Raw genomic sequence first — 21,613 nt, 5'->3', positions numbered from 1 at the left:
CCGAAGGTACGCGTGGGGCCATCGAGTGTCAGCGGCGAGGCATAGACTTCGACGCTGACCCCCCGGATCGACCGCAGCCAGTCGTCCCCAGTTTTCCCAGGAGGCCGCACGTGTCCAAGCCGCCGTTCACGCACCTGCACGTCCACACCCAGTACTCGCTGCTGGACGGTGCCGCGCGGCTCAAGGACATGTTCGACGCGTGCAACGAGATGGGCATGTCGCACATCGCCATGTCCGACCACGGCAACCTGCACGGGGCGTACGACTTCTTCCACTCCGCGCAGAAGGCCGGGGTCACCCCGATCATCGGGATCGAGGCGTACGTCGCCCCCGAGTCCCGGCGCAACAAGCGCAAGATCCAGTGGGGCCAGCCGCACCAGAAGCGGGACGACGTGTCCGGTTCCGGCGGTTACACCCACAAGACCATGTGGGCGACGAACAGCAAGGGCCTGCACAACCTCTTCCGCCTCTCCTCCGACGCGTACGCCGAGGGCTGGCTGCAGAAGTGGCCGCGGATGGACAAGGAGACCATCAGCCAGTGGTCCGAGGGCATCGTCGCCTCCACCGGCTGCCCCTCCGGCGAGGTCCAGACCCGGCTGCGCCTCGGCCACTTCGACGAGGCCCTGAAGGCGGCCGCCGACTACCAGGACATCTTCGGCAAGGACCGCTACTTCCTGGAGCTGATGGACCACGGCATCGAGATCGAGCACCGGGTCCGCGACGGGCTGCTGGAGATCGGCAGGAAGCTCGGCATCCCGCCCCTGGTGACGAACGACTCGCACTACACGTACGCGCACGAGGCCACCGCCCACGACGCGCTGCTGTGCATCCAGACCGGCAAGAACCTCTCCGACCCGGACCGCTTCCGCTTCGACGGCACCGGCTACTACCTGAAGTCGACGGACGAGATGTACGCCATCGACTCCTCCGACGCCTGGCAGGAGGGCTGCGCCAACACGCGCCTGATCGCCGAGATGATCGACACGACCGGCATGTTCGAGAAGCGCGACCTCATGCCGAAGTTCGACATCCCCGACGGCTTCACCGAGGTCACCTGGTTCCAGGAGGAGGTCCGCCGCGGCATGGAGCGCCGCTTCGCGGGCCAGGTCCCCGAGGACCGCCAGAAGCAGGCCGAGTACGAGATGGACGTCATCATCCAGATGGGGTTCCCGGGCTACTTCCTCGTGGTCGCCGACTTCATCATGTGGGCCAAGAAGCAGGGCATCGCGGTCGGCCCCGGCCGAGGCTCCGCGGCCGGTTCGATCGTGGCGTACGCGATGGGCATCACCGACCTCGACCCCATCCCGCACGGCCTGATCTTCGAGCGGTTCCTGAACCCCGAGCGCGTCTCCATGCCCGACGTCGACATCGACTTCGACGAGCGCAGGCGCGTCGAGGTGATCAGGTACGTGACGGAGAAGTACGGCGCCGACAAGGTCGCCATGATCGGCACCTACGGCAAGATCAAGGCGAAGAACGCCATCAAGGACTCCGCGCGCGTCCTGGGCTACCCGTACGCGATGGGCGACCGGCTCACCAAGGCCATGCCCGCCGACGTCCTCGGCAAGGGCATCGACCTCAACGGCATCACCGACCCGACGCACCCCCGCTACAGCGAGGCCGGCGAGATCCGCGGGATGTACGAGGCCGAGCCGGACGTCAAGAAGGTCATCGACACCGCCAAGGGCGTCGAGGGCCTGGTGCGGCAGATGGGCGTGCACGCGGCCGGCGTGATCATGTCCAGCGAGCCCATCGTCGACCACGCCCCGATCTGGGTGCGGCACACCGACGGCGTGACCATCACGCAGTGGGACTACCCGCAGTGCGAGTCGCTCGGCCTGCTGAAGATGGACTTCCTCGGCCTGCGCAACCTCACGATCATGGACGACGCCGTCAAGATGGTGAAGTCCAACAAGGGCGTCGACCTCGACCTGCTGTCCCTGCCGCTCGACGACCCCACGACCTTCGACCTGCTGCAACGCGGCGACACGCTCGGCGTCTTCCAGTTCGACGGCGGCCCCATGCGCTCCCTGCTGCGGCTGATGAAGCCCGACAACTTCGAGGACATCTCCGCAGTCTCCGCGCTCTACCGTCCCGGCCCCATGGGCATGGACTCGCACACCAACTACGCGCTGCGCAAGAACGGCCTGCAGGAGATCACGCCGATCCACAAGGAACTGGAGGAGCCCCTCCAGGAGGTCCTCGCGGTCACCTACGGCCTGATCGTCTACCAGGAGCAGGTGCAGAAGGCCGCCCAGATCATCGCGGGCTACTCGCTCGGCGAGGCCGACATCCTGCGCCGCGTGATGGGCAAGAAGAAGCCCGACGAACTGGCGAAGAACTTCGTCCTCTTCCAGGCCGGAGCCCGGAAGAACGGCTACAGCGACGAGGCCATCCAGGCCCTGTGGGACGTGCTGGTCCCCTTCGCCGGCTACGCCTTCAACAAGGCGCACTCGGCCGCGTACGGCCTGGTCTCGTACTGGACCGGCTACCTGAAGGCGAACTACCCGGCCGAGTACATGGCCGCGCTGCTCACCTCGGTCAAGGACGACAAGGACAAGTCCGCCGTGTACCTCAACGAGTGCCGGCGCATGGGCATCAAGGTGCTGCCGCCCAACGTCAACGAGTCCATGTCGAACTTCGCCGCGCAGGGCGACGACGTGATCCTCTTCGGCCTCTCCGCCGTCCGCAACGTCGGCACCAACGTCGTCGAGTCGATCATCAGGTGCCGCAAGGCCAAGGGGAAGTACGGGTCCTTCCCCGACTACCTGGACAAGGTCGAGGCGGTCGTCTGCAACAAGCGGACGACGGAGTCGCTGATCAAGGCCGGCGCCTTCGACGAGATGGGGCACACCCGCAAGGGCCTCACCGCGCAGTACGAACCGATGATCGACAACGTGGTCGCGGTCAAGCGCAAGGAGGCCGAGGGCCAGTTCGACCTCTTCGGCGGCATGGGCGAGGAGGCGAACGACGAGCCCGGCTTCGGACTCGACGTGGTCTTCGGCGAGGACGAGTGGGACAAGACCTACCTCCTCGCCCAGGAGCGGGAGATGCTCGGCCTCTACGTCTCCGACCACCCGCTCTTCGGCCTGGAGCACGTGCTCTCCGACAAGGCCGACGCGGGCATCTCCCAGCTCACCGGCGGGGACTTCGGCGACGGCGCGGTCGTCACCATCGGCGGCATCATCTCCGGTCTCCAGCGCAAGATGACCAAGCAGGGCAACGCCTGGGCCATCGCCACCGTCGAGGACCTCGCCGGCTCCCTGGAGTGCATGTTCTTCCCGGCGACGTACCAGCTGGTGTCCACCCAACTCGTCGAGGACGCGGTGGTGTTCGTCAAGGGGCGCCTCGACAAGCGCGAGGACGTGCCGAGGCTGGTCGCGATGGAGCTGATGATCCCCGACCTGTCCAACGCGGGCGCCAACGCCCCCGTCGTCCTCACCATCCCGGCCACCCGCGTCACCCCGCCGATGGTCAGCAGGCTCGGTGAGATCCTCACCCACCACCGGGGCGACAGCGAGGTGCGGATCAAGCTCCAGGGCCCCACGAAGACGACGGTGCTGCGCCTGGACCGGCACCGGGTGAAGCCCGATCCGGCGCTCTTCGGCGACCTGAAGGTGCTGCTCGGCCCGTCCTGCCTGGCGGGCTGAGCGGCCTCCCGGACCAAGACGAGCGAGGGCGCACCCGGTTGCCGGTGCGCCCTTCCTCGTGGCTGTCAGTTGTGGCCGAAGCGCTTGTTCCGCTTGCGGGAGGCCGCGTCGCCGGGCGTCGTCAGCTGCGGGGAGTGCTGCTCCTCGCGGTCCAGCACGGTCGACTCGGCGGCCTGCGGGGAGCGCTCGGCCCGGGGCTGCTTACGATCACGGTTGTTCTTGTTCTTGGCCATGGTGATCTGCCTCCTGAGGGGGATCTGGGGACCAGGACCGGAACCAGATTCACATAGGCCAACAAAGAACGCATATCGGGCAATTACCGTCCGTGACGCGGTTCGTCGGGGTGCGGGGCGCCGAAACGCCACGCCGAAGATCGAGTTCGGGCCGTTAACCTCCGCGTGGTCGGGCAGACTCGAAGGAAGCCCGAAGCAAACCTCCCGGAAAGAGGGTGGATCGCGTGGACCGCTGCATCGTCCTGGTGGACGCCGGGTATCTGCTGGGGGCCGCCGCCAGTCTCCTCGCCGGGGAGCCCTCGCGCTCGCGCATCAGCGTCGATCACGCCGCCCTCATCCAGGGGTTGCGCGACCGCGCCGAGTCCGACACGCAGCAGCCCCTGCTGCGCATCTACTGGTTCGACGGCGCCCCCGACCGCGTCCCGCAGCCCGAGCACCGGCGGTTGCGCGTGATGCCCCGGGTCACCGTCCGGCTCGGCGCCCTCACCCGCAGCGACGGGCGGTGGGCGCAGAAGGGCGTGGACGCCGCCATGCACGCCGAACTGACCGAGCTGGCCCGCAACCGCGCCTGCTCCGACGTCGTCCTGGTGACCGGCGACGGCGACCTGCTGCCGGGCATGATGGCCGCCAAGGAACACGGCGTCGCCGTCCACCTGTGGGCCGTACAGGCCGCCGACGGCGACTACAACCAGTCCGAGGACCTGGTCGCCGAGGCCGACGAACGCCGCGTCCTGGACCGTACGTGGATCACGAAGGCCGTACGCGCCAAGGAACTCGGCGGCATCTGCGCGCCGCCGCCCGTGCCCCGCCCCGAGATCGCCGCGATCCTCTCCGCGCCGCTGCCCGACGCCGCCCTCTCCGCCGCCGCGGAACGGCCCGCCCGGGAGCCCGAGCACCCCACCACGGCCACCGCCGCGAGCAACGGCACCGACGAGCGGGTCCCGCCCGCCAAGGGCGTCCCCACCCCCAAGGACCTCGCCGCCCTGCGCGCTCCCGGCCCGCACGCCGCCCCGCAGCCGACGAGCGCCACCCTGCGCTGGTCCTCCGACAAGGGCTGGGTCGACCGGCCCGCCGGCGAGCCGTCCGAGGCCGCCTCCCTGCCGACGCTGGCCCAGCTCACCACGGCCGAGCAGCGCTGGGCCGACCGCGAGGAGGACATCACCACGGTCGGCGGCGACCCCTACGAGGTCGGACAGGTGTTCGCCCGGCGCTGGCTCGAACGCCTCGGAGACCACGGCCACCTGCAGAAACTGTCCGGGATGTACCCGCGCATCCCGCACCGCGTCGACGGGGAGCTGCTGCGCTACGCCGCCCGCTTCGGTCTGCTGGCCCACAAGGACGACCAGATCGACGAGCACGACCGGTACGCGATCCGGGCCGGGTTCTGGCGCGAGATCGACGCGCGGACGGCGACCGAACGCGCCCCCGCCGCGGAGTGAGACGCTCCGGCGACCCGGGCGGCTCCCCCCGCGTACCGGCACCCGCCGAATCGACACTTATGGGCGGACCCGGGAGCGGGGCGGGGCGGCGGACCCCGTACTCTCGTCCCTTGTGAGTACGCGCGCGGCACAGGCACTTCGACCCGGTGGCGATGCCGTGTGCGTGATGCGCGGACTGACCAAGACCTATCCGGCGGTGCGAGGCAGGCGCGGCGCTCCCGCCACCCCGGAGGTGCGGGCCACCGACGACGTGAGCCTGGACATCCGCCGCGGCGAGATCTTCGGGCTGCTCGGACCGAACGGCGCAGGCAAGTCCACCCTCGTACGCCAGCTCACCGGGCTGATGCGCCCCGACCGCGGCGCCGTGGAGATCCTCGGGCACGACATCGTGCGCCACCCGGAGCGGGCCGCGCGGATCCTCGCCTACCTGGGGCAGGAGTCCAGCGCCCTGGACGAACTGACCGTGTCGCTGGCCGCCGAGACCACCGGACGGCTGCGCGGCCTGGAGGCGCGGCGGGCCCGCGCCGAGCGGGACGCCGTCCTGGAGGAGCTGGGCCTGACCGGCCTCGCCGCCCGCCCCGTCAAGAAGCTCTCCGGCGGCCAGCGCCGCCTGGCCTGCTTCGCCGCCGCACTGGTCGGGCAACGCCCGCTGCTCGTCCTGGACGAGCCGACCACCGGCATGGACCCGGTGGCCCGGCGCGCGGTCTGGGCGGCCGTCGACCGGCGCCGCGCCGAACACGGCACCACCGTGCTGCTCGTCACCCACAACGTCATCGAGGCCGAGACCGTCCTCGACCGGGTCGCCGTCCTGGACCGGGGACGCGTGATCGCCTGCGACACGCCCTCGGGGCTCAAGGAGAAGGTCGCCGGAGAGGTCCGCGTCGACCTGGTGTGGCGCGAGAGCGCACCGCTGAACGTCCCGGAGGTCGCCGCCCTGCGCGACCGCGTCGCCGAGTCGGGGCGCCGCTGGACCCTGCGGCTCGCTCCCGAGGAGGCCCGCGCGGTCGTCGCCACCGTCACCGGCGGCGCCGCCTTCGCCGCCCTGGACGACTTCACCCTCGCCACGCCCAGCCTCGAGGACGTCTACCTGGCGCTGGGCGGCGCCGCACGACAGGGGCTGGTGAGGGCGTGAACACGCGAGCGACGGGAACACCGGACGCCGCGTCCGCATCCGTCGGGGCGGCCGCTTCGAACGACCCCAGCGAAGGGAAGCAGCGCGACGTGAGTGTCGTACCCGCGGACGGTGCTTCGGGCACCGTCCTGGCCGTCGAGGAGCAGCGCACGGCCGCCCCGGCCGCGCTGGGGCCGAAGGCGCGGCTGTGGCCCTCCCTGGTGGCCGTGTACCGGGCGCAGTTGTCCCGGGCGCGGGTCGCGCGCATCCCGCTGCTGTTCGTGGCGACCTTCCAGTCGGTCGGCATCATGATCCTGATGCGCGGCGTCGTGGACGGCGGCGGCGAGGCCCAGTCGGTGGTCGCCGGGTCGGCGGTGCTCGTCGTGGCCTTCGTCGCGCTGAACCTCCTCGCCCAGTACTTCGGCCAGCTGCGCGCCAGCGGCGGCCTCGACCACTACGCCACGCTGCCGGTGCCGCCCGCCGCGGTGGTGCTGGGCGCGGCGGGCGCCTACGCCTCCTTCACCGTCCCCGGGACCGTGGTGACGGCGGTCTTCGGGTGCCTGCTGTTCGGGCTGCCGATGACCCACCTGTGGGTACTGGTGGCCGTGATCCCGCTGGCCGGTGCCGCGCTCGCCGGACTGGGCGCGGCGCTGGGGCTGCTCGCGCCCCGGCCCGAGTTCGCCACGCTGCTGGGCCAGCTCGGCATGTCCGCGGCGCTGCTCCTCGGCGTACTGCCGCCCGAGCGGATGCCGCAGGTGGTCCGACTGGTCCGGGACCTGCTGCCCTCCACGTACGGCGTGGAGGCGTTCGCCCGGACGTTCGGCCGGGGGCCCGACTGGGGCCTCGTCCTCGGCGACCTCGCGGTGTGCGCCGCGGTCGGTGTGATCTCGCTGGCCGTCGCCACCTGGGCGTACCGCAGGGCCGCCGTCCGGTGACGCGCCGCACAGGCGGGTTTGGCACGATGGCGGGGTGACCGCACCTCTGACTCCGCCACCGCCGCCGAACGAACGCTCGTCGCACCAGGGCGGTCCGGTGCCGCCGCCCGCCGGTGCGCACGCGGTGGGCACCGCCTTCGACGCCCCGCACGACGACCACGGAGAACAGGACGGCCCCGGGATGCTGACCGAAGTGCGGCAGGCCGCCGTGACCGCCGTGGCGGTCGCGCTCTCCGGGGCGCTGCTGGGCGTGCTGTGGTGGAAGCTGGCGCCGAGCGTGCCGCTGGTCGGCCAGCTGGTCGACGACAGCTGGGTCGTCTACCTCAAGGACTCCGAGGGCGAGCAGGCGGTCGGTGTCGACGGCACGTTCACTCTGCTGGCCCTGGCGTTCGGCGCGCTCAGCGCGGTGGTGGTCTTCCTGGCGCGGCGGCGCGGGGGCGTGCCCCTGGTGGTGGCCCTGGGCGTCGGCGGGATCCTCGGCTCGCTGCTGGCGTGGCGGCTCGGGGTGTGGCTCGGACCCGCCCAGGACGTGATCGCCCACGCCAAGGAAGCGGGCAAGGGGGTGACGTTCTCGGCGCCGCTGAAGCTGGGCGCCAAGGGAGCGCTGCTGGCGTGGTCACTGGCGGCGCTCGTGGTCCACCTGGGGCTGACGGGACTCTTCGGGCCCCGCGACCCGGAGCCCGACCCCTGGCCGGCGCCGGGGCGGTCCCCGTCGGGGCCGTACGGGGACAAGCCGGCCTGACCTCGCGCGCGCCCGAAGACGCCGCCGGGCGCCGGGCCGCGTCACGGGGCCGCGCCGCCCGGCAGGGCTACGCGCGGCCGATCGGGGCGAGGACCGCGTCCGTGAGTCCGGCCAGGTCGGCGGGGGAGAGTTCCACCTCCAGGCCCCGGCGGCCCGCCGAGACACAGATCGTGGCATGGTCCGCGGCCGTCGCGTCCAGGACCGTGGCGAGCCGCTTGCGCTGGCCCAGCGGGGAGATGCCGCCCCGCACGTAGCCCGTGGTGCGCTCGGCCAGGGCCGGGTCGGCCATCGCCGCGCGCTTGCCGCCCACCGCGGCGGCGAGCGCCTTGAGGTCCAGTTGGCCCGCCACCGGCACCACCGCGACCGTCAGGGCGCCGTCGACGTCCGCCACCAGCGTCTTGAACACCCGCTCCGGCGAGAAGCCCGTCGCCTCGGCCGCCTCCTCGCCGTAGGACGGGTGGGCCGGGTCGTGCTCGTACGTGTGGACCGTGTACGTCACCCCGGCCGCCGTCAGCGCCACCGTCGCGGGGGTGCCGCCGGACTGCTGCTTCTTCGCCTTGTTCGACTTCTTCGCCATGCGAGGCGGCACCTCAGTTGAGACTCGTCGGGCCGCGCGTCAGGTCCGACGCGGGCAGGGACGGCAGCGAACGGATGATGGACGTCTCGGAGCGGAGGAGTCTCAGCTCGTCCCTGAGGCGGGACGCGGTGTCCGGGGCCTGGAGCAGACGCTGCTTCGTCGGGGTGTCCAGCATCATCGCGGCGGCGACCAGGTAGGAGACCACGCCCGGCTCGTCCGGCAGGTCGGCGCCGGTGGCCAGCGAGCGTTCCCGGGCCCCGGCCAGCCGCTTCTGGTACTGCCGGAAGGACCGCAGCACGCCCTCGGCCAGCGCGCCCGCCTCGTCGCCGAGTTCCTCGGGCAGCGGCTCCAGCTCGGCGGTCAGGAAGGGGCCCGAGGACTCCACCGAGAGCAGCCGCACCCGGTTCGTGCCGGTCGCCAGCACCTCGAAGGTGCCGTCGGCCCGTTCGCGGATCGTCGCCGCGTCGGCGATGCAGCCCACCTTGTGGAACGCCTTGACCGGGTCGGTGCCGAACCCGGCCGCGGGTCCGCGCTCGACGGTGGCCGTCGGGTCGGGCAGGCCGGGGGCGCTCTCGGCCACCTCGTGGCCGTCGCGGATCGCCACGACGCCGAACCGGCGCGGTTCGTCCTCGGGGGTCTTCAGCAACTCGCGCATCATGGCGCGATAGCGCTCCTCGAAGATGTTGAGCGGGAGCACCAGCCCCGGGAACAGGACGGAGTTCAGGGGGAAGAGGGGGAGCCGGACGGTGGTCACGTCGCAGAAGCCTAATGGTCGCCGGGGCGGACGCGTCCGCCCCGCCCGTTCCGTGGACGGCCGGCGCCCTGCGAACCGGTCGCCGGACCGCTCGTGGAACCGCTCCCGGAACCGTTCGCGGAGACCACCGCGGCGTGGACGTCCGCACGCACCCGGACGAAGCGGCCGAGCGGGTCGTCCGTGTCCCGGTCCCACGGGAAGGACGTGACGTAGGGGCCGGTCAGCCGCAGTTGCTCCGCCGCGTCCTGGTGGCGTCCCAGGCGCACGAGGACGTCCACCAGCAGGTTCCGCAGCGCCGCGGCCCAGGGGTCGGCCGCCGGGTACGCCGCCGAGAGAGCGGTCGCGCGGTCGGCCGCGGCGTCCAGCCGGGGGCGGAGCGCGGATACGCCGGGCGCGTCGGCGTCGGCGTCGGCGTCGGCGTCGGGGCCGGGGCGGGGGCGGGCACCGCCGGGCGCCGTGAGGCAGGCGTGGGCCGCGTGCAGCGGCAGCGCCCGGACGAGCGCCTCCTCGGGGGCGTCCTGCGCGGCCGTCTCGGCGAAGTCCAGGCACTCGCGGTGGGCGCCCGGGGAGGCGGCGGCCAGGTACTCCAGGGCGGCGACGTGGCAGCCGTAGTGGTGCGGGTCGCGGCGGACCGCCTGCTCCCAGAGCCGCTCGAACTCGGTGTGCCCGGCGTGCGCGCCGCGCGCGGCGTCCAGTGCGGTCCGCCACGGCACCGGGTCCGGCCCGGCGTCCCGGGCGGCGGCGACGACCGCGGGGAGCACCGGGCGCAGGAGTTCGGCGCGGGCCGGGGAGTCCCAGTCGCGGTGCACCGCCAGGCGGGCCGCGACCAGCAGGGCGTCGGGGTCGTCCGGGGCGGTGGAGCGCCAGTCGCCGAGCCACTCGGCGCGGGAGCGGGCGAAGGCGGCGAGCCGGGTCGCGTAGCGGTCGCGGTGGTCCCACTCGGCGTTCTCGCGGGTACCGGCGAGGAGACCTGCGGCGGGACCGTGCTCACCGCGGGCCGCGGCGACGAGGGCGGGGGCGAGACGGTCGTCGGGGGCGTCGAGGAGCACGTCGTCGTCTTGGGCGGGCCGTGGCGACCGGGGACGGGCCCGGGCCGCGGTCCGCAGGAACGCGCGCAGCATGGCCAGTACGACGGCCGAGGGTTCGGGATGGTTGTGCGCCCCCGCCTCCGCCTTCGCCCGACCGTGCCCCCACCGCCTTCTGCCCCCGCCCCCGCACCGGCCTCGCGCCAGGCTCGGCCTTCGTCTTCGCCCCCGACCCGGCCCCGTGCCCGCCTCGGCCTTCGCCGCCGCCCCCGCCTCCGCCCTCGCGCCAGGCTCGGCCTTCGCCGCCGCACCCGCCTCGGCCTTCACCCCCGACCCGCCGCCGCACCCGCCCCGTCTCCACCGCCGCACCCGTTTCGGCTCTCGTCTTCGCACTCGCCTCCGCCTCGGCCCCTTCCATGGCCCCCGTACCCGCCTCGGCCCCCGTCTCCGCCGCCGGACCCGTCTCGGCCCTCGTCTTCGTACCCGCCTCCGCCCCCGCCCCCGCACTCGTGCGGCTCGCGTCGCCTCCGGTGGGGGACCGGGCCGTGGGGGCTGAGCGGCACCCGGAGGGGTCAGCTGCGGCGGAGCAGGCGGGTCGCGCCCGCCGCCACCGTGGTCGCCAGGATCCAGCCCAGCAGGACCAGGGACGTCGCCAGCCACTGCCAGCCGCCGTGCAGGTGCCAGGAACCGGCCTGGCCCAGGTCGATCACCGGGAGGAGGAGGTCGAGGGCGAAGAGGGCCGGGTTCCAGTCGGGCTGCTCGCCGTTCTTCAGGGGCGGCGGGTCGGCGCGGGCGAAGGCGAGCGAGCCCGCCGCCCACAGCACCGCCATCCACACCGCGGCCCGGCCCGGCCGGTAGCCGTAGGCGACCGTCCAGTCCTGCGCGTACCCCACAAGCTTCGCGGCGACGGGCAGGCTCTCGCGGCGCCTGCGGTGCTTGGCGAGCAGCACCTCGCGGGCGTCCTCGTCCTCGCCGCCCGCCCGCAGTACGGAGGCGAGGCGCTCGTACGGCTCCGGGTGGTACTCGGCGGTCGCGGCGCCCACCCACCGCAGCCGCTTCTCCAGCGGGAACGGGCCGCGCGGCACCAGGTTCTCGTAGGCGAAGCCGCCCATGTGCAGCCGGCCGGGGCCCGGCCAACTGTCCGCCCGGTCCATCAGGTTGACCACCCGCGCCCCCGACAGCACCACCCGCCCGCGCGCCGGCCGCTCCCCCAGGAACCGCAGCTCGGGCGTCTGCACCCGGCGCATGGACAGCTCCTGTTCGTCGGTGAAGGTGAACCGCGCGTGCTCGAGGTCGAGCGCGTCGCCGAACCGCCCGTCGTCCAGCCGCACCCCGCCCTCGCACTCGAAGCGCTGGATGCGGGTGCCCTGCGCGGGGGTGGTGCCGCGCAGCAGCGGGCTGCCCAGGCCCGCCGGGGTCAGGTACAGCGTGCGCTCCACCGTCAGCTGCGGGGCGTTCAGCGCGTGCCGGGTGTACGGGTTCAGGAGCCGGGCGCCGCGCAGGCTCAGCGACACGCCGACCTGGGCGCTGCGCAGACTCACCTCGCCGTGCGCCTCCAGCATCTCCGCCTGGAGGTCCTGCCCGACCGTCATGCCGTCCGCGGCGATGGAGCGCCCGCTGCGGTCCCGGTGCACGACCGCCTGGTTGAGCAGCAGGTCGGTGCCTATCTGCGCGTCCGTGAGCCGGATGCCGCCGGGGAAGCGGGAGCGCGGCAGGTGCAGGTCGCCCTCGGTGTGCAGCCGGGCCGCCTCCAGGCGCGGCACCGAGCAGTCCACCAGCCGCACCGTGGTGAACCGGGTCTCCGGCAGCAGCACCTCCCGCTCGAACCGGCAGCCCCGCAGCTCGACGTACGGTTCGACCGTGCCGCCCGCGAGGTCCATCGTGTCGCTGATCCGCACGCCCACGAGCTTCAGCGACGACACCCGGCCCGCGAGCGCCGGAGGGCCGTCGAGAAGCAGCCAGCACACGATGCGGGCCCGCACCGTCCGCTCCGGTCCCCAGGGATGCCCGCCGTGCGGGTCGTCGGTGAGCGCGTCGCCGCTGCTCAGGTCGTACACGCTGCCGTTGCGGAAGGCCTGCCACATGCCGGCCTCGGCGGCGGTCAGGTCGTCCGGCAGCTCTCCGTCACGATGGTCGGCCCCCTCGGTCACGGTGCTTCACTCCTTCCCCACCTACTCGCCGGTCGCTCACCCTTCGTACAACCGTTCATGCCCACTGAGTGACCTTCCGAACACTCAAAGTGAGCACGGATCGCGCGAGTTCACCTCGGAGCGGGGGAGTCCGTCGCGTTCTGTATCAGCCATTGATACGCGCGGACCGCGCCCGACGCGGGTCTGAGAGAATTGGTTCCGTGATCTCCCGAATCGATCTGCGCGGCGACGCCCTCCCCGAGGGCCCCGCCCTGCGCGACCTGCTGCCCCGAGCCGACTTCGACGTCTCGGCCGCCCTGGAGAAGGTGCGTCCGATCTGCGAGGCCGTACATCATCGGGGCGACGCGGCGCTGATCGACTTCGCCGAGCAGTTCGACGGCGTCCGGCTCGACCGGGTGCGGGTCCCGGCCGCCGCGCTCACGCGCGCGCTGGAGGAGCTGGACCCGGCCGTCCGCGCGGCCCTGGAGGAGTCCATCCGCCGCGCCCGCCTCGTCCACCGCGAGCAGCGCCGCTCCACGCACACCACGCAGGTCGTGCCCGGCGGCACCGTCACCGAGAAGTGGGTGCCCGTCGACCGGGTCGGGCTCTACGCCCCCGGCGGCCGGTCGGTCTACCCCTCGTCCGTGATCATGAACGTGGTGCCCGCGCAGGAGGCCGGCGTCGAGTCGGTCGCGCTCGCCTCGCCCGCCCAGGCCGAGTTCGGGGGCCTGCCCCACCCGACGATCCTCGCCGCCTGCGCCCTGCTCGGCGTCGACGAGGTGTACGCGGCCGGTGGCGCCACCGCCGTCGCGATGTTCGCCTACGGCACCGAGTCCTGCCCGCCCGCCAACATGGTCACCGGCCCCGGCAACATCTGGGTCGCCGCCGCCAAGCGCTTCTTCACCGGGAAGATCGGCATCGACGCCGAGGCGGGGCCGACCGAGATCGCCGTCCTGGCGGACTCGACGGCCGACCCGGTGCACGTCGCCGCCGACCTGATCAGCCAGGCCGAGCACGACCCGCTGGCCGCCGCCGTCCTGGTCACCGACTCCGCGGAGCTGGCGGACGCGGTCGAGAAGGAGCTCCAGCCGCAGGTCGAGGCCACCAAGCACGTCGAGGACCGCATCCGCCCGGCGCTCGCCGGCCGCCAGTCCGCGATCGTCCTGGTCGACGGCCTGGACGAGGGCCTGCGCGTGGTCGACGCCTACGGCGCGGAGCACCTGGAGATCCAGACCGCCGACGCCGCCGCCGTCGCCGAGCGCGTCAGGAACGCCGGCGCGGTCTTCGTCGGCCCCTGGGCGCCCGTCTCCCTCGGCGACTACGCGGCGGGGTCCAACCACGTCCTGCCCACCGGCGGCTGCGCCTGCCACTCCTCGGGCCTGTCCGTGCAGTCCTTCCTGCGCGGCATCCACATCGTCGACTACACGCGCGACGCGCTCGCCGAGGTCGCGCACCACGTGGTGACCCTGGCGGAGGCCGAGGACCTGCCCGCGCACGGCGCGGCGATCAAGGCGAGGTTCGAGTGGAAGGTCCCGGAAAGCAAGTGACGTTCGGCATCGACGACCTCCCCGTACGGGACGAGCTGCGCGGCAAGTCCCCCTACGGCGCACCCCAGCTGGACGTGCCGGTACGGCTGAACACCAACGAGAACCCCTACCCGCTGCCCGAGGCCCTGGTCGAGCGGATCGCCGAGCGGGTCCGCGAGGCCGCCCGCGACCTCAACCGCTACCCCGACCGGGACGCGGTCGAGCTGCGCACCGGACTGGCCGCGTACCTGACGCACACCTCCGGCCACCCCCTGGACGTGAGCAACGTCTGGGCGGCCAACGGCTCCAACGAGGTCATCCAGCAACTGCTGCAGGCCTTCGGCGGGCCGGGCCGCACCGCCATCGGCTTCGAGCCGTCGTACTCGATGCACGGCCTCATCGCCCGCGGCACCGGCACCGGCTGGATCTCCGGGCCGCGCCACGACGACTTCACCATCGACGTGCCCGCCGCCGAGAAGGCGATCGCCGAGCACCGTCCGGACGTCGTCTTCATCACCACCCCCAACAACCCCACCGGCAACGCGGTCCCCGCCGAGACGGTCCTCGCCCTCCACGACGCCGCCCAGACGGCGAAGCCGACCATGGTCGTCGTGGACGAGGCGTACATCGAGTTCAGCCACGGCGCCTCGCTGCTGCCGCTGCTCGACGGCCGCCCGCACCTGGTCGTCTCCCGCACCATGTCCAAGGCGTTCGGCGCGGCGGGCCTGCGCCTGGGCTACCTCGCCGCGCACCCGGCGGTCGTCGACGCCGTCCAGCTCGTACGGCTGCCGTACCACCTGTCGGCCGTCACCCAGGCGACCGCGCTGGCCGCCCTGGAGCACACGGACACGCTGCTGAAGTACGTCGAGCAGCTGAAGGCCGAGCGGGACCGGCTCGTCGCCGAACTGCGCGCCATCGGCTACGAGGTGACCGAGTCCGACGCCAACTTCGTCCAGTTCGGGCGGTTCGCGGACTCCCACGAGACCTGGCGGCAGATCCTCGACCGGGGCGTCCTGGTCCGGGACAACGGCGTACCGGGGTGGCTGCGGGTCACCGCCGGAACCCCGCAGGAGAACGACGCGTTCCTCGACGCGGTACGTGAAGTCAAGAAGGAGCAGAACACATGAGCCGCGTGGGACGCGTGGAGCGCACGACCAAGGAGACCTCGGTCCTCGTCGAGATCGACCTCGACGGCACCGGCAAGACCGACATCGCCACCGGTGTCGGCTTCTACGACCACATGCTCGACCAGCTCGGCCGGCACGGTCTGTTCGACCTGACCGTGAAGACCGACGGCGACCTGCACATCGACTCCCACCACACCATCGAGGACACCGCCCTCGCGCTGGGCGCCGCCTTCAAGCAGGCCCTCGGCGACAAGGTGGGCATCTACCGCTTCGGCAACTGCACGGTCCCGCTGGACGAGTCCCTCGCCCAGGTCACCGTCGACCTCTCCGGCCGCCCCTACCTCGTGCACACCGAGCCCGAGAACACGGCGCCGATGATCGGCGAGTACGACGTGACGATGACCCGGCACATCCTGGAGTCCTTCGTGGCCCAGGCCCAGGTCGCCCTGCACGTCCACGTGCCCTACGGCCGCAACGCGCACCACATCGTGGAGTGCCAGTTCAAGGCGCTGGCCCGGGCCCTGCGCTACGCCTCGGAGCGCGACCCGCGCGCCGCCGGAATCCTGCCTTCCACGAAGGGCGCGCTGTAAGCCATGAACGGTACGTCCACCGCACTGATCGTCGTCGGCCTCTTCTTCCTCGGCGGCATCTACTCCTTCGCCAAGCAGCAGATGCCCAAGGGGCTGATCGTGCTGCTCTCGATCGGCGCCGGGATGTGTCTGCTCGCCGGTGTCCTGAGGCTGGAGGTCTGGAGTTGACCGCCAAGAGGGTCGTCGTCTTCGACTACGGCTTCGGCAACGTCCGCTCCGCCGAGCGCGCCCTCGCGCGCGCCGGGGCCGACGTCGAGATCACCCGCGACTACGACAGGGCGATGAACGCCGACGGGCTGCTGGTCCCCGGCGTCGGGGCCTTCGCCGCCTGCATGGACGGGCTCAAGGCCGCCCGCGGCGACTGGATCGTCGACCGCAGGCTGTCGGGCGGACGCCCGGTCATGGGCATCTGCGTCGGCATGCAGATCCTCTTCGCGCGCGGCGTCGAGCACGGCGTGGAGGCCGAGGGCCTGGACGAGTGGCCCGGCACGGTCGGACCGCTCCAGGCCGACGTCGTGCCCCACATGGGCTGGAACACGGTCGAGGCACCCGCCGACTCCCAGCTCTTCGCCGGGCTCGACGCCGACGCCCGCTTCTACTTCGTGCACTCCTACGCCGTCCACGAGTGGAACCAGGAGTCGCACAACCCGCTGATCGCCGAGCCCCGGGTGACCTGGTCCACGCACGGCAGGCCCTTCGTGGCCGCCGTGGAGAACGGCGCCCTGTGGGCGACGCAGTTCCACCCCGAGAAGTCCGGCGACGCCGGCGCCCAGCTCCTCACCAACTGGATCGAGACCCTGTAGAGATGAGCAAGCTCGAACTCCTCCCCGCCGTCGACGTCCGCGACGGCCAGGCCGTCCGCCTGGTGCACGGCGAGTCCGGCACCGAGACCTCCTACGGCTCCCCGCTGGAGGCCGCCCTCGCCTGGCAGCGCTCCGGCGCCGAGTGGCTGCACCTGGTCGACCTGGACGCGGCGTTCGGCACCGGGGACAACCGTGCGCTGATCGCCGAGGTCGCGGGGGCCATGGACATCAAGGTGGAGCTGTCCGGCGGCATCCGCGACGACGACACCCTCGCCGCCGCCCTCGCCACCGGCTGCACCCGGGTGAACCTCGGCACCGCCGCCCTGGAGACCCCGGGATGGGTCGCCAAGGTCATCGCCGAGCACGGCGACAAGATCGCGGTCGGTCTCGACGTACGCGGCACCACGCTGCGCGGCCGCGGCTGGACCCGGGACGGCGGCGACCTCTACGAGACGCTGGACCGCCTGAACAAGGAGGGCTGCGCCCGGTACGTCGTCACCGACATCGCCAAGGACGGCACCCTCCAGGGCCCCAACCTGGAGCTCCTGAAGAACGTCTGCGCCGCCACCGACCGCCCCGTCGTGGCGTCGGGCGGCGTGTCGTCCCTGGACGACCTGCGCGCGATCGCCGGGCTGGTCCCGAGCGGTGTCGAGGGGGCCATCGTCGGGAAGGCCCTCTACGCGAAGGCGTTCACCCTGGAAGAAGCCTTGGAGGCTGTGTCGCCATGACATCCGAAGCCGTACGGCGCGTGCAGAGCGGAAGTCCCTGGGAAGAATCCTTCGGGTTCGCACGCGCCGTGGCGGCGGGCGACCGAGTCATCGTGGCGGGCACCACCGCCTTCAAGGGCGACATGCTGTACGGCGAGGGCGACCCGTACGAACAGGCCAAGGTGGCCTTCGCCTCCGCGGTGGAGGCGATCGGTGAGTTCGGGCTCGGCATCGAGTCCGTGATCCGGACCCGGGTGTGCCTGGCGCACTCGCGCGACGTCGACGCGGTGGGCCGCGCCCACAAGGAGCTGTTCGACTCCGTACGCCCGGTCACGACCCTGCTGGTCGTGCAGGGCTTCATCGACTCGCGGGTCCTGGTGTCAGTCGAAGTGGAAGCGTATAGAGGAGCCGTGGATTCATGACCCTGGCGGTCCGAGTCATCCCCTGCCTGGACGTGGACAACGGCCGGGTCGTCAAGGGCGTCAACTTCCAGAACCTGCGCGACGCGGGCGACCCCGTCGAGATGGCCAAGGTGTACGACGCCGAGGGCGCCGACGAACTGACGTTCCTGGACATCACCGCGTCGTCGGGCAACCGCGAGACGACCTACGACGTGGTGCGCCGCACCGCCGAGCAGGTGTTCATCCCGCTGACCGTCGGCGGCGGCGTGCGCACCGCCGAGGACGTCGACAGGCTGCTGCGGGCCGGTGCGGACAAGGTGGGCGTGAACACGGCCGCCATCGCCCGCCCCGACCTGATCCGGGAGATCGCCGAGCGGTTCGGCCGGCAGGTCCTCGTCCTGTCGGTCGACGCGCGCCGCACCGAGACGGGCTCCTTCGAGGTGACCACGCACGGCGGCCGGCGCGGCACCGGCATCGACGCGGTGGAGTGGGCGCACCGCGCCGCCGAGCTGGGCGCGGGGGAGATCCTGCTCAACTCGATGGACGCGGACGGCACGAAGGACGGCTACGACCTGGAGATGATCGCGGCGGTCCGCAAGCACGTGGGCGTCCCGGTCATCGCGTCCGGCGGCGCGGGCGGCCTCGCCCACTTCGCCCCGGCCGTCGAGGCGGGCGCGGACGCGGTCCTGGCGGCGTCGGTCTTCCACTTCGGCGACCTGCGGATCGGCGAGGTGAAGGAGACGCTCCGCGCGGCGGGGCATCCCGTCCGGTAGGGGCACGACGACGAGAAGCGAAGGGAAAATTGCGCAACACTCATTGCGCAATTTTCCTTTCGTAATCTAGCCTGGTCGCATGCCGCGCCAGGAGAACCACCCCATCACCGATCTGGGCACCCTCAAAGCCCTCGCCCACCCGCTGCGCATGCAGCTCTACCGGGGCCTGTGCGTGGCGCGCACGGCGACCGCCTCGCAGCTCGCGGAGCAGGTGGACGAGGCCGTCTCGCTGGTCAGCTACCACCTGCGCAAGCTGGCCGAGCACGGGCTGGTCGAGCAGGCCGAACCGCAGAGCGCGGACGGCAGGGAGCGGTGGTGGCAGCCCTCCTCGGACGGCGTCACCATCCGCGACGAGAACTTCCGCGACGCCCCCGAACGCGCGGCCGCCCACCTCGCGGCCACCCGGCTCTTCCACGAGCAGCGCGCCGACATGTACCGCCGCTACCTCGACGAGCGTCCCACCTGGGGCCCCGAGTGGAACTCCGCCGCCCCCGACAACGAGTCACTGCTGCGACTGACCCCGGCCGACCTGGCCGAACTCTCCGCCGAGCTGCTCGCCCTGGCGAGGAAGTACGACGAACGGGGCCGGGCCGCCGAGGACGCCGGCGACACCGAGGGGCGCGAGAACGTCGCGCTGCACGTCTACGGGTTCCCGTTCCGTGTCTGAGGCGACCACGTCCACTACGGACGGACAGATATCCGCGCCCGCCGCGCGCCCCGCCCACCGCGACGGCAACGTCCTGCGCTGGGTCACCGCCTACACCGCCTCCATGCTCGGCGACACCGTCTTCTACCTCGCGCTGTCCTGGGCCGCCGTGCAGCGGGGCACACCCGCCGAGGCCGGGATCGTCACGGCGGTGAGCGCGGTGCCGCGTGCGCTGCTCATGCTCGGCGGGGGAGTGGTCGTCGACCGGCTCGGGCCGCGCAGGGTCGTCATCGGCAGCGACGCCGTACGGTGCGCGGCGGTCCTCGCGGTGGCCGTGCTGCTCTTCGCGACCGACCCGGGACTGTGGCTCCTCGCCCTGCTCGCCCTCGTCTTCGGCGCGGTGGACGCCCTCTTCCTGCCCGCCGTCGGGGCGCTCCCGGCGCGCATCACGGCCAAGGACCAGCTCGCCCGCGTCCAGGGCATGCGTGGCCTGGCCGTCCGCTTCGCCGCCGTCGTGGGCGCCCCGCTCGGCGGGCTCGGTGTCGCGGTGGGCGGATCGGCCGCCGCCTTCGCGTTCGCCGGGCTGCTGATCGCCGTGTCGGTGCCGCTGCTGGTCTCCGTACGGATACGCGCCCTGCCCCGCGACGACGCGCCGGCGGCCGCCGCCGAGGGCGGCACCGCGTGGCGGGACCTGCGGGACGGGCTCCGGTACATCCGGCGGCACCGCGTCCTCGGACCGCTGATGCTGGTCATCGCCCTCGGAGACCTGGGCTTCGTCGGCCCGCTCAACATCGGCCTGACCCTGCTCGCCGACGAACGCGGCTGGGGAGCCTCCGGAATGGGCTGGGTGCTCGCCGGCTTCGGAGTCGGCGCCGGGACGGCGGCCCTGCTGCTGACCGTCCGGGGGCGTGTACCGCACGCCGGGTACGTCGTCGCCGGCGCCCTCGTCCCCGGCGCGGTCGCGATCGGCGCGCTGGCCCAGGCCCCCGCCCTCCCGGTGGCCGTCGGGACGGCGCTGCTCATCGGCCTGCTCGCCGGGCTCAGCGGCGCGCTGTGCGGCGCCCTGCTCCAGACCCAGTCGGCCCCCGGGATGCTGGGGCGCGTCACGGCGGTCTCCGGGATCGTCAGCCTGGGGATCGCCCCGCTGAGCATGCCCCTGTCCGCCGCCGCCATCGGCGTCTGGGGCACCGGCCCGGTCTTCGCCGTCAGCGCCGCCGTCTGCGGCCTCGGCGGGGTCGTCGCCCTGTGCGCGCCCGGGGTGCGGCGGGCCGAGCTGCCCGAGTGAGCGGCGGGCCTCAGATGCCCAGCTGCTTCGTCTCCCGCAGCCTGGCGATCGCCTCCTGCTCGCCCTCCAGCTCCACCTTCGCGGCGTCCTGCCGCCCGAACGCGAACAGCAGCAGCTCGGACGGCTCGCCCGTCGCCGTCACCACCGGCGTACCCCGGTGGGCGACCGCCGTCCGGCCGTCGGGGCGGCGCAGCACCAGGCCCGTCGGGATGCCGCGGCCCATCAGGCGGGCGGCGCGCTCCAGGCGGGACCACAGGGCGTCCTGGAAGACCGGGTCCAGCTCGCGCGGCGACCAGTCGGGCCGGGCACGGCGGACGTCCTCCGTGTGGACGTAGAACTCCACCGTGTTCGCCGCCTCGTCGACCTGCTTGAGCTGGAAGGGGGAGAAGCGCGGCGGGCCCGTGCGGATCAGCCGGAGCAGCTCCTCGTACGGCTTCGCGGTGTACTCCTCCATCACCCGGTCGAGGCGGGACGCCAGCTGCTTGATCATGCTGCCCCCGGCGGCGTCCGGCCGGCGCTCGCGCACCACCACGTGCGCGGCCAGGTCACGGGTCCGCCAGCCGTCGCACAGGGTCGGGGAGTCCGGACCCGCCGTCTCCAACAGGTCCGCGAGCAGAAGCCGTTCACGCTTGGCGAAAGTCGACATGGAGTCAGCCTACGGCGACCGGCCGGGTCCGCCCAATGGACAACGCCGGGGCGTGTCCGTCCCGCGCGGCACAATGGACGCATGACCAGCAGCTCCCCCAGCAGCGCCGCCCCCGGGCGGCCCAGCGCGCTCGCCCCGGAGATCGCCGACCGGCTCAAGCGCAGCGCCGACGGCCTCCTGCCCGCCATCGCCCAGCAGTACGACACCGGAGAGGTGCTGATGCTCGGCTGGATGGACGACGAGGCGCTGCACCGCACGCTGACGACCGGGCGCTGCACCTACTGGTCGCGCAGCCGCCGGGAGTACTGGGTCAAGGGGGACACCTCCGGGCACTTCCAGTGGGTGAGGTCCGTGGCGCTGGACTGCGACGCCGACACCGTGCTCGTCAAGGTCGACCAGGTGGGCGCCGCCTGCCACACCGGCGCCCGCACCTGCTTCGACGCCGACGTGCTCCTCGCCGACGGCGCCGCGGGCTCGGGCAGCGACGCGCCCGGCGCGGGTCAGTAGGGTCTGC

Annotated in this window: 22 protein-coding genes; 16 read left to right on the top strand and 6 right to left on the bottom strand. The window is 72.8% G+C overall.

Going from position 1 to position 21,613, the window contains the following annotated elements; translation table 11 throughout:
- Positions 1-110: 110 nt before the first annotated feature.
- Complete coding sequence (dnaE, locus tag BJ961_RS27070; RefSeq protein WP_271415403.1) at positions 111-3,650, top strand: DNA polymerase III subunit alpha; 3,540 nt, start codon at positions 111-113, stop codon at positions 3,648-3,650.
- Positions 3,651-3,715: 65 nt separating this feature from the next.
- Here the strand turns inward: dnaE and BJ961_RS27065 are convergent, their stop codons facing one another.
- Entirely contained in the window at positions 3,716-3,883 is a 168-nt protein-coding gene (locus BJ961_RS27065) for a hypothetical protein (protein WP_271415402.1), read from the bottom strand.
- Between the two features lie 224 nt (positions 3,884-4,107).
- On the opposite strand from BJ961_RS27065, the gene BJ961_RS27060 reads away from it, so the two are divergent.
- The 4 genes from BJ961_RS27060 (at position 4,108) to BJ961_RS27045 (ending at position 8,110) form a co-directional block, all read left to right on the top strand.
- Positions 4,108-5,322 (top strand): NYN domain-containing protein, encoded by a 1,215-nt coding sequence (locus tag BJ961_RS27060; protein ID WP_271415401.1) that lies wholly within the window; start codon positions 4,108-4,110, stop codon positions 5,320-5,322.
- Positions 5,323-5,488: 166 nt separating this feature from the next.
- On the top strand, positions 5,489-6,454 hold the full coding sequence (locus BJ961_RS27055) for an ABC transporter ATP-binding protein (protein ID WP_271415400.1): 966 nt from the start codon (positions 5,489-5,491) through the stop codon (positions 6,452-6,454).
- An 89-nt stretch (positions 6,455-6,543) separates the two neighbouring features.
- Positions 6,544-7,368 carry an ABC transporter permease gene (locus BJ961_RS27050; RefSeq protein ID WP_271415399.1) on the top strand — a complete coding sequence of 275 codons (825 nt, stop codon included), beginning with the start codon at positions 6,544-6,546 and terminating at the stop codon, positions 7,366-7,368.
- A 34-nt stretch (positions 7,369-7,402) separates the two neighbouring features.
- Positions 7,403-8,110: an AAA family ATPase gene (locus BJ961_RS27045; RefSeq protein WP_271415398.1), complete on the top strand. Its 708-nt coding sequence runs from the start codon at positions 7,403-7,405 to the stop codon at positions 8,108-8,110.
- Between the two features lie 67 nt (positions 8,111-8,177).
- On the opposite strand, the gene ybaK is transcribed toward BJ961_RS27045, so the two are convergent.
- The 4 genes from ybaK to BJ961_RS27025 all read right to left on the bottom strand — a co-directional run bounded on the left by ybaK (position 8,178) and on the right by BJ961_RS27025 (position 12,616).
- Positions 8,178-8,687, bottom strand: a complete 510-nt coding sequence (gene ybaK, locus BJ961_RS27040; RefSeq protein WP_271415397.1) for a Cys-tRNA(Pro) deacylase — start codon at positions 8,685-8,687, stop codon at positions 8,178-8,180.
- Positions 8,688-8,700: 13 nt separating this feature from the next.
- Positions 8,701-9,441, bottom strand: coding sequence for an LON peptidase substrate-binding domain-containing protein (locus BJ961_RS27035; protein ID WP_271415396.1), 741 nt, complete (start codon positions 9,439-9,441; stop codon positions 8,701-8,703).
- A gap of 11 nt (positions 9,442-9,452) precedes the next feature.
- A complete protein-coding gene (locus tag BJ961_RS27030; RefSeq protein WP_271415395.1) occupies positions 9,453-10,562 on the bottom strand; it encodes a hypothetical protein in 1,110 nt (369 codons plus the stop codon).
- 476 nt (positions 10,563-11,038) lie between these two features.
- Positions 11,039-12,616, bottom strand: a complete 1,578-nt coding sequence (locus BJ961_RS27025; protein WP_271415394.1) for an oxidoreductase — start codon at positions 12,614-12,616, stop codon at positions 11,039-11,041.
- A gap of 200 nt (positions 12,617-12,816) precedes the next feature.
- On the opposite strand from BJ961_RS27025, the gene hisD reads away from it, so the two are divergent.
- The 10 genes from hisD (at position 12,817) to BJ961_RS26975 (ending at position 20,453) form a co-directional block, all read left to right on the top strand.
- Positions 12,817-14,142 (top strand): histidinol dehydrogenase, encoded by a 1,326-nt coding sequence (hisD, locus tag BJ961_RS27020; RefSeq protein WP_271415393.1) that lies wholly within the window; start codon positions 12,817-12,819, stop codon positions 14,140-14,142.
- Positions 14,139-15,248, top strand: a complete 1,110-nt coding sequence (locus BJ961_RS27015) for a histidinol-phosphate transaminase (RefSeq protein ID WP_271415392.1) — start codon at positions 14,139-14,141, stop codon at positions 15,246-15,248. The genes hisD and BJ961_RS27015 overlap by 4 nt, the downstream gene beginning before the upstream one ends.
- Positions 15,245-15,838: an imidazoleglycerol-phosphate dehydratase HisB gene (hisB, locus tag BJ961_RS27010; RefSeq protein WP_271415391.1), complete on the top strand. Its 594-nt coding sequence runs from the start codon at positions 15,245-15,247 to the stop codon at positions 15,836-15,838. Before BJ961_RS27015 ends, hisB begins: the two co-directional genes overlap by 4 nt.
- Positions 15,839-15,841: 3 nt before the next feature.
- A complete protein-coding gene (locus BJ961_RS27005) occupies positions 15,842-16,006 on the top strand; it encodes a hypothetical protein (protein WP_003976764.1) in 165 nt (54 codons plus the stop codon).
- Positions 16,003-16,641, top strand: coding sequence for an imidazole glycerol phosphate synthase subunit HisH (hisH, locus tag BJ961_RS27000; protein ID WP_271415390.1), 639 nt, complete (start codon positions 16,003-16,005; stop codon positions 16,639-16,641). The genes BJ961_RS27005 and hisH overlap by 4 nt, the downstream gene beginning before the upstream one ends.
- Before the next feature lie 2 nt (positions 16,642-16,643).
- Positions 16,644-17,369 carry a bifunctional 1-(5-phosphoribosyl)-5-((5-phosphoribosylamino)methylideneamino)imidazole-4-carboxamide isomerase/phosphoribosylanthranilate isomerase PriA gene (priA, locus tag BJ961_RS26995; protein ID WP_271415389.1) on the top strand — a complete coding sequence of 242 codons (726 nt, stop codon included), beginning with the start codon at positions 16,644-16,646 and terminating at the stop codon, positions 17,367-17,369.
- Positions 17,366-17,770 (top strand): RidA family protein, encoded by a 405-nt coding sequence (locus BJ961_RS26990; RefSeq protein WP_271415388.1) that lies wholly within the window; start codon positions 17,366-17,368, stop codon positions 17,768-17,770. Before priA ends, BJ961_RS26990 begins: the two co-directional genes overlap by 4 nt.
- On the top strand, positions 17,767-18,522 hold the full coding sequence (gene hisF, locus BJ961_RS26985) for an imidazole glycerol phosphate synthase subunit HisF (protein ID WP_271415387.1): 756 nt from the start codon (positions 17,767-17,769) through the stop codon (positions 18,520-18,522). The genes BJ961_RS26990 and hisF overlap by 4 nt, the downstream gene beginning before the upstream one ends.
- 79 nt (positions 18,523-18,601) lie before the next feature.
- Positions 18,602-19,189, top strand: coding sequence for an ArsR/SmtB family transcription factor (locus BJ961_RS26980; RefSeq protein ID WP_271415386.1), 588 nt, complete (start codon positions 18,602-18,604; stop codon positions 19,187-19,189).
- On the top strand, positions 19,182-20,453 hold the full coding sequence (locus BJ961_RS26975) for an MFS transporter (RefSeq protein ID WP_271415385.1): 1,272 nt from the start codon (positions 19,182-19,184) through the stop codon (positions 20,451-20,453). The genes BJ961_RS26980 and BJ961_RS26975 overlap by 8 nt, the downstream gene beginning before the upstream one ends.
- A 10-nt stretch (positions 20,454-20,463) precedes the next feature.
- On the opposite strand, the gene BJ961_RS26970 is transcribed toward BJ961_RS26975, so the two are convergent.
- Positions 20,464-21,099, bottom strand: coding sequence for a TIGR03085 family metal-binding protein (locus BJ961_RS26970; RefSeq protein ID WP_271415384.1), 636 nt, complete (start codon positions 21,097-21,099; stop codon positions 20,464-20,466).
- Positions 21,100-21,180: 81 nt separating this feature from the next.
- On the opposite strand from BJ961_RS26970, the gene hisI reads away from it, so the two are divergent.
- Positions 21,181-21,606: a phosphoribosyl-AMP cyclohydrolase gene (hisI, locus tag BJ961_RS26965; RefSeq protein WP_271415383.1), complete on the top strand. Its 426-nt coding sequence runs from the start codon at positions 21,181-21,183 to the stop codon at positions 21,604-21,606.
- The last annotated feature ends 7 nt before the right edge of the window (positions 21,607-21,613 follow it).

This window comes from Streptomyces lienomycini (assembly GCF_027947595.1).
In the GTDB taxonomy this organism is placed as follows: domain Bacteria; phylum Actinomycetota; class Actinomycetes; order Streptomycetales; family Streptomycetaceae; genus Streptomyces; species Streptomyces lienomycini.
The sequence above is the reverse complement of the archived record's forward strand: the minus strand, read 5'-3'. Positions and strand labels throughout refer to the sequence as shown.